Genomic DNA, 13,349 nt, shown 5'->3' on the forward strand with positions numbered 1-13,349 from the left:
GGGCTGTACAGCCGCTACGCGCGTAGATATGCTCGTCTGGTGACCATGCCCAGTTCTGCACTCACCGCAGCTCACCCCCTCAAGGACGTCACCGCGTCCGACAGCGCGCTGCGCCGCTTCCTCCACGGGCTTCCCGGCGTAGACGCGGTCGGACTGGAGGCCCGTGCGGCCTCCCTCGGTACGCGGTCGATCAAGACGACCGCGAAGGCGTACGCCATCGACCTCGCCATCTCGATGGTCGACCTGACGACGCTGGAAGGCGCGGACACCCCGGGCAAGGTCCGGGCGCTCGGCGCGAAGGCGGTCCGGCCCGACCCGACCGACCGTACGGCGCCCGCGACGGCCGCGGTCTGCGTCTACCCCGACATGGTGGCCGTGGCCAAGGAGGCCGTCGCCGGCTCCGGCGTGAAGGTCGCCTCCGTCGCCACGGCGTTCCCGGCCGGCCGCGCCCCGCTCACCGTAAAGCTGGCCGACGTCCGTGAGGCCGTCGCCGCCGGCGCCGACGAGATCGACATGGTCATCGACCGCGGGGCGTTCCTCGCGGGCCGATACTTGAAGGTGTACGACGAGATCACCGCCGTGAAGGAGGCCTGCGGCACGTCCGCGCGCCTGAAGGTCATCTTCGAGACGGGCGAGCTGTCGACGTACGACAACATCCGCCGCGCGAGCTGGCTCGGGATGCTGGCGGGCGCGGACTTCATCAAGACGTCCACCGGAAAGGTCGCCGTCAACGCGACCCCGGCGAACACGCTCCTCATGCTGGAGGCGGTACGTGACTTCCGTGCACAGACCGGCATCCAGGTCGGCGTGAAGCCGGCCGGCGGCATCCGCACCTCCAAGGACGCCATCAAGTTCCTCGTCCTGGTCAACGAGACCGCCGGCGGGGACTGGCTGGACAACCACTGGTTCCGCTTCGGCGCCTCCTCGCTGCTGAACGACCTGCTGATGCAGCGCCAGAAGCTGGCCACCGGCCGCTACTCCGGCCCCGACTACGTGACGGTGGACTGATACCCGTGAACAGGGAAAACGTGTCATCGGTATTCGAATACGCCCCGGCCCCCGAGTCCCGCTCGATCGTCGACATCGCGCCCTCGTACGGCCTGTTCATCGACGGCGAGTTCGTGGAGGCGGCCGACGGCAAGGTCTTCAAGACGGTCAGCCCGTCCTCCGAGGAGGTCCTCGCCGAGGTCGCCCAGGCGGGCGAGGCGGACGTGGACCGCGCCGTACAGGCGGCCCGCAAGGCCTTCGAGAAGTGGGCGGCGCTGCCCGGCTCGGAGCGCGCCAAGTACCTGTTCCGCATCGCGCGGATCATCCAGGAGCGCTCCCGCGAGCTCGCCGTCCTCGAAACCCTCGACAACGGCAAGCCGATCAAGGAGACCCGCGACGCGGACCTCCCCCTGGTCGCGGCGCACTTCTTCTACTACGCGGGCTGGGCGGACAAGCTCGACCACGCCGGCTTCGGCACGAACCCCAGGCCGCTCGGCGTCGCCGGCCAGGTCATCCCCTGGAACTTCCCCCTCCTCATGCTGGCGTGGAAGATCGCCCCGGCGCTCGCGACCGGCAACACGGTCGTCCTGAAGCCGGCGGAGACCACCCCGCTCTCGGCGCTGTTCTTCGCGGACATCTGCCGCCAGGCGGGCCTGCCGAAGGGCGTCGTCAACATCCTCCCCGGCTACGGCGGCGCGGGCGCGGCGCTGGTGGCCCACCCGGACGTGAACAAGGTCGCCTTCACGGGCTCCACGGCCGTCGGCAAGGAGATCGCCCGTACGGTCGCCGGTACCCGCAAGAAGGTCACGCTCGAACTGGGCGGCAAGGGCGCCAACATCGTCTTCGACGACGCACCCGTAGACCAGGCCGTCGAGGGCATCGTCAACGGCATCTTCTTCAACCAGGGCCAGGTCTGCTGCGCCGGCAGCCGCCTGCTGGTCCAGGAGTCGATCCACGACGAGCTCCTCGACTCCCTCAAGCGCCGCCTGTCGACCCTCCGCCTCGGCGACCCGCTCGACAAGAACACGGACATCGGCGCGATCAACTCCGAGGAACAGCTCACGCGCATCACCTCGCTCGTCGAGCAAGGCGAGGCGGAGGGCGCAGAGCGCTGGTCACCGGCCTGCGAACTGCCGGAGAGCGGCTACTGGTTCGCCCCGACGCTCTTCACGAACGTCACCCAGGCGCACACCGTCGCCCGCGACGAGATCTTCGGCCCGGTGCTGTCGGTCCTGACCTTCCGCACCCCGGACGAGGCGGTCGCCAAGGCCAACAACACGCCGTACGGGCTCTCCGCCGGCGTCTGGACGGAGAAGGGCTCGCGCATCCTGGCGGTCGCGAACAAGCTCCGCGCGGGTGTGGTCTGGTCCAACACGTTCAACAAGTTCGACCCGACATCGCCGTTCGGCGGTTACAAGGAGTCGGGCTTCGGCCGCGAGGGCGGCCGCCACGGCCTGGAGGCGTACCTCGATGTCTGACACGCGACTGAGTGTCCTCAAGACCTACAAGCTGTACGTCGGCGGGAAGTTCCCGCGTTCCGAGAGCGGCCGGGTGTACGAGGTGACCGATTCGAAGGGCAAGTGGCTGGCGAACGCGCCCCTGTCCTCCCGCAAGGACGCCCGTGACGCGGTCGTGGCCGCCCGCAAGGCGTTCGGCGCCTGGTCCGGCGCGACGGCGTACAACCGCGGCCAGGTCCTCTACCGCGTCGCGGAGATGCTGGAGGGCCGCCGCGACCAGTTCACGCGTGAGGTGGCCGACGCGGAGGGGCTGTCGAAGTCCAAGGCGGCGGCGGTCGTGGACGCGACGATCGACCGCTGGGTCTGGTACGCGGGCTGGACCGACAAGATCGCCCAGGTGGTCGGCGGCGGCAACCCGGTGGCCGGCCCGTTCTTCAACCTGTCCTCCCCCGAGCCGACGGGCGTGGTCGCGGTCCTGGCGCCCCAGGAGTCGTCGTTCCTGGGCCTGGTGTCGGTGCTCGCCCCGGTGATCGCGACCGGCAACACGGCGGTCGTGGTGGCGAGCGAGAAGTCCCCGCTCCCCGCGCTGTCCCTCGCCGAGGTGCTGGCGACCTCGGACGTCCCCGGCGGTGTGGTCAACGTCCTGTCGGGCCGCACGGCGGAGATCGCGACCCCGCTGGCCGCCCACCAGGACGTCAACGCGATCGATCTGGCGGGCGCCGACGAGGCCCTCGCGAAGGAGTTGGAGATCGCCGCGGCCGACAACCTCAAGCGCGTCCTGCGTCCACAGCCTGTGGATTACGCGGAGACGCCCGGCATCGACCGCATGACGGCGTTCCTGGAGACGAAAACGGTCTGGCACCCCACGGGGTCACTGGGCGCGTCGGGCTCCTCGTACTAGGTCGGGCTCCTCGTACTAGAGCGCCCCTCACAGCGGAAGCCCCGGCCCTCCTCCGTCCGGGAGGGCCGGGGCTTCTCTGCGCGCTCGCTGCCGTCAGATCCCGAGGCGCTGCGCGATGCCGTCGAGGACGCAGTCCAGGCCGAACGCGAACTCCCAGGCCCGGTCGTCCTTGCGGGCCGCGTTGAGGGCGTACTGCTATCAGCACGCGACACCCGGTCGATCATGACAGCCCACAGGCACCGGCCGGCTCACCGCCACCGTCACGGACCGGCTCGGGGGCGACGGCGCGCGGCTGACCGGCGGCGAGCTCACACCCGCGCTGCTGCGGGGCCTGCCGGTGCCCGTCCGGCACGCCTTCCGGACGGGGGTCGTGGAGGGCCTGCACGGTGTCGCGCCGGGCACCGCCGCGCTGTGCGCCGTGGCGTTCGCGGTGTCCTGGCTGGTCGGGGAGGTCCCGCTGCGGAGCCGCCGAGCTACTGCGAGAGCCGCCCGGCCGCCTGTCCCGTGTGTGACGCGCGCATCAAAGGCGACGCGGGGTCGTACGGCCCCCGATGGATGCCTCACACTGGTGTCCCGTGAGTTCTCCTCTGGCCATACCGACGCGAGTCGTGCTGCTCTGCGGCCCCTCCGGCTCCGGCAAGTCCCTCCTCGCGGCCCACTCCGGCCTCCCGGTGCTGCGGCTCGACGACTTCTACAAGGAGGGCGACGACCCGACGCTGCCGCTGGTGGCCGGGAGTTCGGACATCGACTGGGATCATCCGGAGTCGTGGGACGCGGACACGGCCGTCGCCGCGATCACCCGGCTGTGCCGCACGGGCCGTACGGAGGTCCCCGTCTACGACATCGCGCGCAGCGCCCGCACCGGCACCGAGACGGTGGACATCGGGCGGACCCCGCTGTTCATCGCGGAGGGCATCTTCGCCGCGGAGATCGTCACGCGCTGCCGGGAGCTCGGCGTCCTCGCCGACGCGCTGTGTCTGAGCCGCGGCCCGGTGACGACGTTCCGCCGCCGCTTCCTGCGGGATCTGCGGGAGGGCCGCAAGTCGGTGCCGTTCCTGCTGCGCCGCGGCTGGCGTCTGATGCGTCAGGAGCGCTCGATCGTCGCCCGCCAGACCGCGCTGGGCACGTACGCCTGCGACCGCGACGAGGCGATGGGCCGGCTGGCCGATGCAGCTGCGGGTCGGTGTGTGAAAGGGAAGTACACCGCAACCGTCAATTGAGGCACCACGACGGCGAGCAACCACGTCCGCGAGAGCGGCGCCGGTTTAGGCGCAAAGAGGGGACTGGACGGACCCCCCGGCCCTCCAGTCCCGCTCTGTGCTCCCCCGTTGTCCTCCCCCGTGTTCCCCCGTGTCCCCCCACTGTCCTGAGGAGACGCCCCCCAGCGTCTCCGCAGTCCCCCGTGGGCCCCGGTTCCCTCCCCCGTGGGGCCCCTTTGGTGCTCCCCCCGGCCTTCAGGCGACAAGCTCGCCGAAGGCGTCCTCCTCGTCACGGCCGAAGCTGAGGACCTCGTCCTCGCGCAGCCGGCGGAGCGACCGCCAGATGCTGGACTTCACCGTGCCGACACTGATGTCGAGGATCTCCGCGATCTCCGGGTCCGTGCGGCCCTCGTAGTAGCGCAGGACCAGCATGGTGCGCTGGAGTTCCGGCAGCCGGGCCAGCGCCTGCCACAGGACCGCGCGCAGTTCGGTGCCGCGCATCGCGTCCGTGTCGCCGGGCGTCTCCGGCAGTTCCTCGGTCGGGTACTCGTTGAGCTTGCGGCGCCGCCAGGCGCTGATGTGCAGGTTGGTCATGGTGCGGCGGAGGTATCCGCCGACCGCGGCCTTGTCACTGATGCGGTCCCACGCCCGGTAGGTCGAGAACAGCGCGCTCTGCAGCAGGTCCTCGGCCTCGAAGCGGTCGCCGGTGAGGTGGTAGGCGGTGGCGTACAGGGAGGCGCGGCGCTCCTGGACGTAGGCGGTGAACTCCGCCTCCGACAGCGAGCGGCGCTCCCCCGAGTCCTCCCTGTACGCGGCTCCCCCGTGAGCCGCCCCCGTCCCCTTGCTGTCCCCCGTGTGTGCGTCAACGACCGTCATGAACCCGGTGTGCTGACGCCCGGTGCCGCGAGCGCACCCCCGCCCGCTCACGGCACCGGACTTCTCGGACCCCCGGCTCACGTCGTGCAGACGCGTGACCACTGCGCTGGTGCTGGTGCCGTGCAGCGTGTTCATCTCGCGCCCCCCGTCGTGGACTTCCGGTGTGCGGCCCGCCGGTCGGGCGGGCTTTCCTGCTTGTGCCGAAAACTTTGCCGCGGCACTTTCATGGCCGTGTCCGCCGACTGTCACAGAGCTGTCACAGGGGTCGGCCATATGGCGGACACACCCCGTGCACGGGCGTCGGCGCTGTGCGCGGGGCCCATCTCGGCCCACATGTCGAACCGTGACCCCTCCATGGGCCAGAATGTGCCCGTGCCTTCCCTGTTGCTGATCGAGGACGACGACGCCATCCGGACGGCCCTGGAGCTCTCACTGACGCGCCAGGGTCACCGGGTGGCGACCGCTGCCAGTGGTGAGGACGGTCTGAAGCTGCTGCGCGAGCAGCGGCCGGATCTGATCGTGCTGGATGTGATGCTGCCCGGCATCGACGGGTTCGAGGTGTGCCGGCGCATCCGGCGCACGGACCAGTTGCCGATCATCCTGCTGACCGCGCGCAACGACGACATCGACGTGGTCGTCGGGCTGGAGTCCGGCGCCGACGACTATGTCGTCAAGCCGGTGCAGGGGCGGGTGCTGGACGCCCGGATCCGGGCCGTGCTGCGGCGCGGCGAGCGGGAGTCGAATGACGCGGCGAGCTTCGGCAGCCTCGTCATCGACCGCTCGGCGATGACGGTGACGAAGAACGGCGAGGATCTCCAGCTCACGCCGACCGAGCTGCGGCTGCTGCTGGAGCTGAGCCGGCGGCCGGGGCAGGCGCTGTCGCGGCAGCAGCTGCTGCGGCTGGTGTGGGAACACGACTACCTGGGCGACTCGCGGCTCGTGGACGCGTGTGTCCAGCGGCTGCGCGCCAAGGTCGAGGACGTGCCCTCGTCCCCGACGCTGATCCGTACCGTGCGGGGTGTCGGCTACCGGCTGGATCCGCCTCAGTGACACAGGGGAACCAGGGGGGGACCCGCGGCTGGACCGCGGCGCGCAAGGGAGTTCTGTCGCGGCTGCGCTTCACCAGTCTGCGGCTGAGGCTGGTCGTCGTCTTCGGTCTGGTGGCGCTGACGGCCGCCGTGTCCGCGTCCGGCATCGCGTACTGGCTCAACCGCGAGGCCGTGCTCACCCGCGCCCAGGACGCCGTGCTGCGCGACTTCGAGCAGGAGATGCAGAACCGGGCCGGTGCGCTGCCCGATCGGCCCACGCAGGACGAGCTCCAGCACACCGCGGGCCAGATGGCGGGCAGCGACCAGCGCTTCAGCGTGCTGCTGGTCGCGAGGGACGCCGACGGCAGGACCGTCTACGGCAGCTCCGGCGGGCTGAGCGGCTTCTCGCTGCGGGACGTGCCGGTCTCGCTGCGTACGGCGGTGAACAGGGCGCAGAAGGTCGACGCGTCGAACAAGCACCCGTACCACCTGTACTGGCAGCGGGTCGTCGACCACGACACGCCGTACCTCGTGGCCGGGACGCGGGTGATCGGCGGCGGTCCGACCGGTTACATGCTGAAGTCGCTGGAGCCGGAGGCGAAGGACCTCAACTCGCTGGCCTGGTCGCTGGGGATCGCAACGGGGCTCGCGCTGATCGGCTCGGCGCTGCTCGCCCAGGCCGCGGCGACGACCGTGCTGAAGCCGGTGCAGCGGCTCGGGACGGCCGCGCGGCGGCTCGGGGAGGGCAAGCTGGACACCCGGCTCAGCGTGTCCGGGACCGACGAACTCGCCGACCTGTCACGGACGTTCAACAAGGCGGCCGAGGCGCTGGAGAAGCGGGTCGCCGACATGGCCGCGCGCGACGAGGCGTCCCGGCGGTTCGTCGCCGACATGAGCCACGAGCTGCGGACGCCGCTCACCGCCATCACCGCCGTGACGGAGGTGCTGGAGGAGGAGCTGGAGGCGGAGACCGGGAGCATGGACCCGATGATCGAGCCCGCCGTCCGGCTGGTGGTCAGCGAGACCCGGCGGCTGAACGATCTCGTCGAGAACCTGATGGAGGTCACCCGCTTCGACGCGGGCACGGCCCGGCTCGTCCTGGACGACGTCGACATCGCCGACCAGATCACCGCGTGCATCGACGCCCGTGCCTGGCTGGACGCGGTCGAGCTGGACGCCGAGCGCGGCATCCACGCCCGACTGGACCCGCGCCGCCTGGACGTCATCCTGGCCAACCTGATCGGCAACGCGCTCAAGCACGGCGGCTCCCCGGTGCGGGTGTCCGTCCGGGTGGAGGACGACTCGCTCGTCATCGAGGTGCAGGACCACGGGCCCGGCATCCCCGAGGACGTCCTGCCGCACGTCTTCGACCGTTTCTACAAGGCCAGCGCGTCCCGGCCGCGCTCCGAGGGCAGCGGCCTGGGCCTGTCCATCGCCCGGGAGAACGCCCACATCCACGGCGGCGAGATCACCGCGGCCAACTCGCCCGACTCGGGCGCGGTGTTCACCCTGCGGCTCCCGCGCCACACGTACGCGCCGGGGGAACAACCCGCCGAGGGCGAGCACAAGCACGGGGACGACACCGGCCGGGACCAGGGCGCGGACTCGAAGGGGGACGCCTGATGACCACACGCCTCGTCTCCAGGGCCCGGATCGGTGCCGTGTCCGTGCTCGCCCTGCTGCTCGCCGGCTGCGGGATCCGGGCCACGGAGGTGCCGACGAACTTCGGGCCCGCGCCCTCGCGGGTGCGCTGTTCGCTCGCCGAGCCGGACGTGTCGGCGCAGGCCGCGCGGGGGCTGCCGGTGCAGGTGTTCCTGCTGTGCGGGTCCTCGCTGGTGACCGTCGACCGGACCGTGCGGGTCCCGGACGGCGCGGCCGACTCCGAGCGGCGGATGCTGGTGGCGCAGGGCCTGCTGGACCAGCTCGCGGCGCAGCCGTCGCCCGCCGAGAAGGAGGCCGGCTACAGCACGGACGTGCGCGGCGGCATCACCGTGGGCCGGCCCCGGCCCGGTGACCCGGAGGACACGCTGCGGCTGAGCATGGCGCCGGACAGCCTCACCTCGTACGCCCTGGCCCAGATCGTCTGCACCTTCTCCGACTCGGCGGCCGCCGAGGGCAACGGCTCCGTGGTCCTGGGCGGCCCCGGTGCCGGCCCCCCGCGCCGGTATGAGTGCACGGACGAGGTGCGGGCCCGGCCGGGCAGCAAGGAACCGCCCTCCAAGGACGCGGCCGGGGAGTGAGCGGGCCGGGTTCGCCCGGCTGTGGCGTATGCCTCACCGGCCTGACGGGGCCCATCCCGGAACCGATCCTGCCGGAGGCCGCGTCTTGGGGGGCGTGCAGCGTCAAGGCTCCATCGGCGGCAGCGCCGCGTTCCGCATCCGTGTGACAGGAGGTGTCCTCCTCGTCGCACACCTCGCGTTCGTCGCCTGGCTCACGCTGCGGCCGCTGGACGTTCCCTGGGTGATGCCGGCCAATCTGCGGCCGTTCCACGGCATCCAGGCCGATCTCGCCCTGGGCTGGCCCGAGGCGGCCCGGCGGATCTGCGAGGGGCTGGCGCTGCTCGCCCCGCTGGGCGTGCTGCTGCCGATTGCGAGCGGCAGACTGCTGGTCTCGCCGCTGGCGTCCCTGGTGAACACCGTCACGGCCGGGGCCCTGCTGTCGCTGGGCATCGAGCTGCTCCAGACCGGCGTTCCCGGTCAGGTCGTCGACGTCGATTCGCTGTTCCTGAACACCGCGGGCGTGGCCCTCGCGCATCTCGCGCTCGTCCCGGCCGGCCGCTCCTGGCTGCGCCGCCGCACCACCGCGGGCCCGCCCCGTACGCCCCTGACCCCGGAGGGGCCGGCTCAGGGTCGGACCCCGACGATTCCCAGGGTCGGGATCGCCCCGTGGAGCGACGCTTTGCCCCCTTCGTCTCCGTAGCGTGGAGTGCGGATGGGGTACTCGGACCCGAGGCCTCACGACACCTCACGAAGGAGCCGCACATGTCACGCCTCGCCCGCCCCACCCACGGCCGCATGATCGGCGGAGTGTGCGCCGCGCTGGCGCGGCGCTTCGGCACCTCCGCGACGACGATGCGGGTGATCTTCCTCGTCTCGTGCCTGCTGCCCGGCCCGCAGTTCCTGCTGTACATCGCGCTGTGGATCCTGCTGCCCTCGGAGAGCAAGGTGCAGAACACGGCACAGACGGCCTGGTGACGTCCTGTTCGACAGAACACCGACGGAACACCGATGGGGCGCACCCCCGGACCCGGGGTGCGCCCCATCGGCGTGTGTCCGCCTGGGCGGGAGGGTCAGCCGACCGGAACGCCGTTCACCGGGAGGCCGTGCGTGGGCAGGCCCTGCACCGGCAGACCGCCGAGCAGCTTGGCGCCCGGGCCGATCGGGCCCTCGGCGAGCAGCTGCTCGGCGACCGGCTGGGCGGCGGCGAGAGCGGCACCGGGCGCCGCCTGCCCCTGGCCCAGCGCCTCGCCCGAGCCCGGCAGCGTCTGGGAGAGCTGCTCCGCCGGGAGCGCCTGGGTGACGGTCTCCAGCGTCTGAGCGGTGCCCGGGAGGGCCGGGGCGGCGGCGTTGGCGGCGCCCGCACCGGCGGCGGCGAAGGCGGCACCGAGGGCGGCGACACCGAGGGACTTGGCAGCAGACTGCTTCATGAAATGCGTCCTCATAATGGGATGACGGGGTGTGAGCGGTCCAGCGACCGTAATCACGCGGCGCCATCCGCCGCAAACATCGAAATGCGGACGGGTTGTGAGCACCGCCCGCATTCCCTGGGTGCCGATGACTCTCGGGTCAGTCCTCCGAAGGCGAAGAACCGCTGGTAGATGCGGTCTGCCGGAACAGCCATTCGGATTTCAGCTCGGCATATCCGGGCTTGATCACGTCATTGATCATGGCCAGTCGTTCATCGAATGGAATGAACGCTGATTTCATCGCATTGACGGAGAACCACTGCATGTCGTCGAGTGTGTAACCGAACGCCTCGACAAGGTGCTCGAATTCCCGGCTCATGCTGGTGTGCGACATAAGACGATTGTCCGTGTTGACCGTGGCACGGAAATGCAACCGGCGCAGCAGCCCGATGGGGTGCTCGGCGTACGAGGCCGCCGCCCCGGTCTGGAGGTTGGAGCTCGGGCACAGCTCCAGCGGGATGCGCTTGTCCCGGACGTACGAGGCGAGCCGCCCGAGTTCGACGCTGCCGTCCTCGTGGACCTGGATGTCGTCGATGATCCGCACGCCGTGCCCGAGCCGGTCGGCGCCGCACCACTGGAGGGCCTGCCAGATGGACGGCAGCCCGAAGGCCTCGCCGGCGTGGATGGTGAAGTGGTTGTTCTCGCGCTTGAGGTACTCGAACGCGTCCAGGTGCCGGGTGGGCGGGTAGCCGGCCTCGGCGCCCGCGATGTCGAAGCCGACGACGCCCAGATCCCGGTACCGGTTGGCGAGTTCGGCGATCTCCAGGGCGCGGGCCGCGTGCCGCATGGCGGTGAGCAGGGCGCCGACACGGATGCGCAGGCCCCTCTCCCGGGCGCGGCGCTCCCCTTCCCGGAACCCCTCGTTGACGGCCTCGACGACCTCTTCGAGGCTCAGACCGCCTTCGAGGTGCTGCTCGGGTGCGTAGCGCACCTCGGCGTAGACGACGCCGTCCTCGGCGAGGTCCTCGGCGCACTCGGCGGCGACCCGCACCAGGGCGTCGCGGGTCTGCATGACACCGACGGTGTGGGAGAAGGTCTCCAAATACCGTTCCAGGGAACCGGAGTCGGCTGCCTCGCGGAACCAGACGCCGAGCTTCTCCGGGTCGGTCTCGGGAAGCTGGGTATAGCCGGTCGCGTGGGCGAGCTCGACGATCGTGGCGGGGCGCAGCCCGCCGTCGAGGTGGTCGTGCAGCAGAACCTTGGGCGCCCGGTGGATCTGGTCCGGTGTCGGGGTGTTCGCGATGGTCTGGCTCGTCATTTCCGCACTCTAACTCCTACGCGCGTAGATGGCGCGTCCTCGGCTGCTTTACGTTTCCGTCGATACGTAACGGTGATCCCCAGGACGGGTCGAGTACACCCACCCTTCTGACACTGTTCTGTCATGGCACACCAAGCGACGCCGGCGGGCAGGGCCCGGCTGGGAAGGACACTCGGGCCGGAGCCGACGGCGGTGAGCGGCGTGGTGCTGCTGCTCCCCGGTGGTGACGAGGTCTCCAGCCGCAGACCGTCGCCCCTGCTCGCGACCGCCTCCGTGCGCGCCCTGGGGCGCCGGCTGGCCCGCGCGGGCCGGGAGGAGGGTCTCGCCGCGCACGTGGTGCACTACCGGTGCCGGGGCTGGAACGGCAGCGAGGCCAACCTCGCGGCCGATGCGGCCTGGGCGGCCGACGAGGTCGTACGGCGTTACGGAGACGTCCCCGTCTGCCTCGCCGGCATCGGCATGGGCGGCCGGGCCGGACTGCGGGCGGCCGGCCACGAGGCCGTCAACTCCGTGCTGGCGCTCGCCCCTTGGCTGCCCGAGGAGGATGTGGCCGGGACACCCGAACCGGTGAAGCAGCTGGTGGGGCGGCAGGTGCTGATCGTGCACGGCACGAACGACGGGCGGACGGATCCCGAGTTGTCGTTCCGGCTGGCGGCGCGGGCGAAGAAGGCGAACCGGGATGTGTGCCGGTTCGAAGTGCACGCGGACGGGCACGGGTTGCATCAGTACCGGGATGAAGTGCTGGCGTTGGCCGAGGACTTCGTGATGGGGGCGTTGTTCGGGCGGGCTGTGTCGCGGCCTGTGCGGGATGCGCTGGCCGCGCCGCCGCCGTTGGGGTTGCGGATGCCGTTGGCTGCGGGGTTCAGTCCTTCTCGGCGGTAACGCCGTTCGGGGTGGGTGTGGTTTTCGGGGTGCGGGTTGTCTGTGGCCGGTCGCGCCCACGCGGCGGAGCCGCATATGGAACACAGCCCCGCGCCCCTAGGTCGGCAGCAGACTGCCTCTTCTTGAGAGCAGGAACCTTTTGAAGGCTGCCACCGGGGGTGTGTCCGGGTGGCCGTCCAGCCAGGCCACGCCGATTTCGCGAGCGGCGCGCGGAGCGGTCACCGTCAGTTCGACGACCCCCGGGCGGGGCACGGCGGGCGGGGGCAGGAGGGCCACTCCCAGGCCCGCTGCCACCAGGCCCCTGAGGGTTTCCGCCTCCTCGCCCTCGAAGGCGATGCGGGGCTTGAAGCCGGCCTCCTGGCACAGGTCGTCGGTGATGCGGCGGAGGCCGTAGCCGGGTTCCAGGGTGACGAACATTTCGTCCGCGGCCTCGGCGAGGCGGATGCGGCGGCGGCCCGCGAGGGAGTGGTCCGCGGGGACGACCAGACGGAGCTTCTGTTCGTCGAGGCGGCGGGCGACCAGGTCGGGGGCGTCGGGGACGGGGGACGTCAGGCACAGGTCCAGCTCGCCGGCGCGGAGGCGTTCGAGCATGGCCTCGCCGTAGTTCTGGACGAGGCTGAAGCGGACGCGCGGATGGTCGGCGCGGAAGGCCTGGAGGAGGCCCGGGACCGTCTCGGCGCCCATGGTGTGCAGGAAGCCGAAGGCGACCTTGCCGGTGGCGGGGTCGGCGTCGGCCCGCACCTCTTCTGCGGCGCGCTCGACCTCGGCCAGGGCCCGCTCCACGGAGGCGAGGAAGGTGCGCCCGGCCGGGGTGAGGGAGACCGTACGGCCGTGGCGGGCGAAGAGGTCGACGCCGAGGTCCTGCTCCAGGCGGGCCATGGCCCGGGAGAGGGTCGACTGGGGGACGTTCATCTCCTGGGCGGCGCGGGTGACGTGCTCGGTGCGGGCGACGCCGGCGAAGTACGCGAGACGGGGTGCCAGCACCTTGGACATCTCTGCCATGTCTTCTGTGTCACTGGACGGTGACAGCCGAGCGGTTGAACTGTGTTGATGCACCATGGGAACGATTATGACGG

14 protein-coding genes are annotated in these 13,349 nt (G+C 71.2%); 10 read left to right on the forward strand and 4 right to left on the reverse strand.

Going from position 1 to position 13,349, the window contains the following annotated elements; translation table 11 throughout:
• The first annotated feature begins 45 nt into the window (after positions 1-45).
• From deoC to ACIBL4_RS07025, 4 genes are all read left to right on the forward strand, one after another.
• Positions 46-1,008, forward strand: coding sequence for a deoxyribose-phosphate aldolase (gene deoC, locus ACIBL4_RS07010; RefSeq protein WP_086565140.1), 963 nt, complete (start codon positions 46-48; stop codon positions 1,006-1,008).
• A 20-nt stretch (positions 1,009-1,028) separates the two neighbouring features.
• Complete coding sequence (locus ACIBL4_RS07015) at positions 1,029-2,465, forward strand: aldehyde dehydrogenase family protein (RefSeq protein WP_399407266.1); 1,437 nt, start codon at positions 1,029-1,031, stop codon at positions 2,463-2,465.
• A complete protein-coding gene (locus tag ACIBL4_RS07020; RefSeq protein WP_399407268.1) occupies positions 2,458-3,345 on the forward strand; it encodes an aldehyde dehydrogenase family protein in 888 nt (295 codons plus the stop codon). Before ACIBL4_RS07015 ends, ACIBL4_RS07020 begins: the two co-directional genes overlap by 8 nt.
• Positions 3,346-3,896: 551 nt before the next feature.
• Positions 3,897-4,565 carry a uridine kinase gene (locus tag ACIBL4_RS07025; protein ID WP_399407270.1) on the forward strand — a complete coding sequence of 223 codons (669 nt, stop codon included), beginning with the start codon at positions 3,897-3,899 and terminating at the stop codon, positions 4,563-4,565.
• 234 nt (positions 4,566-4,799) lie between these two features.
• On the opposite strand, the gene ACIBL4_RS07030 is transcribed toward ACIBL4_RS07025, so the two are convergent.
• Complete coding sequence (locus tag ACIBL4_RS07030) at positions 4,800-5,555, reverse strand: SigE family RNA polymerase sigma factor (RefSeq protein ID WP_399407272.1); 756 nt, start codon at positions 5,553-5,555, stop codon at positions 4,800-4,802.
• A 237-nt stretch (positions 5,556-5,792) separates the two neighbouring features.
• On the opposite strand from ACIBL4_RS07030, the gene afsQ1 reads away from it, so the two are divergent.
• From afsQ1 to ACIBL4_RS07055, 5 genes are all read left to right on the forward strand, one after another.
• The gene (afsQ1, locus tag ACIBL4_RS07035; protein WP_150482700.1) at positions 5,793-6,470 is read left to right on the forward strand and encodes a two-component system response regulator AfsQ1; all 678 of its coding nucleotides are present in this window, start codon (positions 5,793-5,795) and stop codon (positions 6,468-6,470) included.
• A complete protein-coding gene (locus ACIBL4_RS07040) occupies positions 6,467-8,071 on the forward strand; it encodes an ATP-binding protein (protein WP_399407274.1) in 1,605 nt (534 codons plus the stop codon). The genes afsQ1 and ACIBL4_RS07040 overlap by 4 nt, the downstream gene beginning before the upstream one ends.
• Positions 8,071-8,688 carry a hypothetical protein gene (locus ACIBL4_RS07045; protein ID WP_399407276.1) on the forward strand — a complete coding sequence of 206 codons (618 nt, stop codon included), beginning with the start codon at positions 8,071-8,073 and terminating at the stop codon, positions 8,686-8,688. Before ACIBL4_RS07040 ends, ACIBL4_RS07045 begins: the two co-directional genes overlap by 1 nt.
• A 94-nt stretch (positions 8,689-8,782) precedes the next feature.
• A complete protein-coding gene (locus ACIBL4_RS07050) occupies positions 8,783-9,367 on the forward strand; it encodes a VanZ family protein (protein ID WP_399407278.1) in 585 nt (194 codons plus the stop codon).
• Positions 9,368-9,429: 62 nt separating this feature from the next.
• Positions 9,430-9,642, forward strand: coding sequence for a PspC domain-containing protein (locus ACIBL4_RS07055; RefSeq protein ID WP_399407280.1), 213 nt, complete (start codon positions 9,430-9,432; stop codon positions 9,640-9,642).
• A gap of 95 nt (positions 9,643-9,737) precedes the next feature.
• On the opposite strand, the gene ACIBL4_RS07060 is transcribed toward ACIBL4_RS07055, so the two are convergent.
• A complete protein-coding gene (locus ACIBL4_RS07060; RefSeq protein WP_399407282.1) occupies positions 9,738-10,094 on the reverse strand; it encodes an ATP-binding protein in 357 nt (118 codons plus the stop codon).
• A gap of 139 nt (positions 10,095-10,233) precedes the next feature.
• A complete protein-coding gene (locus ACIBL4_RS07065) occupies positions 10,234-11,391 on the reverse strand; it encodes an adenosine deaminase (protein ID WP_399407284.1) in 1,158 nt (385 codons plus the stop codon).
• Between the two features lie 123 nt (positions 11,392-11,514).
• Here ACIBL4_RS07065 and ACIBL4_RS07070 point away from each other — a divergent pair, with 123 nt between their 5' ends.
• Positions 11,515-12,273, forward strand: a complete 759-nt coding sequence (locus ACIBL4_RS07070; RefSeq protein ID WP_399407286.1) for an alpha/beta hydrolase — start codon at positions 11,515-11,517, stop codon at positions 12,271-12,273.
• Positions 12,274-12,369: 96 nt separating this feature from the next.
• Here the strand turns inward: ACIBL4_RS07070 and ACIBL4_RS07075 are convergent, their stop codons facing one another.
• Positions 12,370-13,332, reverse strand: a complete 963-nt coding sequence (locus tag ACIBL4_RS07075) for a LysR family transcriptional regulator (protein ID WP_399407288.1) — start codon at positions 13,330-13,332, stop codon at positions 12,370-12,372.
• Between the last annotated feature and the right edge of the window lie 17 nt (positions 13,333-13,349).

Origin of the sequence: Streptomyces sp. NPDC050416 (genome assembly GCF_044458845.1) — a bacterium.
In the GTDB taxonomy this organism is placed as follows: domain Bacteria; phylum Actinomycetota; class Actinomycetes; order Streptomycetales; family Streptomycetaceae; genus Streptomyces.

Bases quoted from the DNA above. Each gene is read 5' to 3' on its own strand.
- deoC (WP_086565140.1), top strand. From the start codon at position 46: ATGCCCAGTTCTGCACTCACCGCAGCTCACCCCCTCAAGGACGTCACC.
- ACIBL4_RS07020 (WP_399407268.1), top strand. From the start codon at position 2,458: ATGTCTGACACGCGACTGAGTGTCCTCAAGACCTACAAGCTGTACGTC.
- ACIBL4_RS07025 (WP_399407270.1), top strand. From the start codon at position 3,897: ATGGATGCCTCACACTGGTGTCCCGTGAGTTCTCCTCTGGCCATACCG.
- ACIBL4_RS07030 (WP_399407272.1), bottom strand. From the start codon at position 5,555: ATGAACACGCTGCACGGCACCAGCACCAGCGCAGTGGTCACGCGTCTG.
- ACIBL4_RS07045 (WP_399407276.1), top strand. From the start codon at position 8,071: ATGACCACACGCCTCGTCTCCAGGGCCCGGATCGGTGCCGTGTCCGTG.
- ACIBL4_RS07055 (WP_399407280.1), top strand. From the start codon at position 9,430: ATGTCACGCCTCGCCCGCCCCACCCACGGCCGCATGATCGGCGGAGTG.
- ACIBL4_RS07060 (WP_399407282.1), bottom strand. From the start codon at position 10,094: ATGAAGCAGTCTGCTGCCAAGTCCCTCGGTGTCGCCGCCCTCGGTGCC.
- ACIBL4_RS07065 (WP_399407284.1), bottom strand. From the start codon at position 11,391: ATGACGAGCCAGACCATCGCGAACACCCCGACACCGGACCAGATCCAC.
- ACIBL4_RS07070 (WP_399407286.1), top strand. From the start codon at position 11,515: ATGGCACACCAAGCGACGCCGGCGGGCAGGGCCCGGCTGGGAAGGACA.
- ACIBL4_RS07075 (WP_399407288.1), bottom strand. From the start codon at position 13,332: ATGGTGCATCAACACAGTTCAACCGCTCGGCTGTCACCGTCCAGTGAC.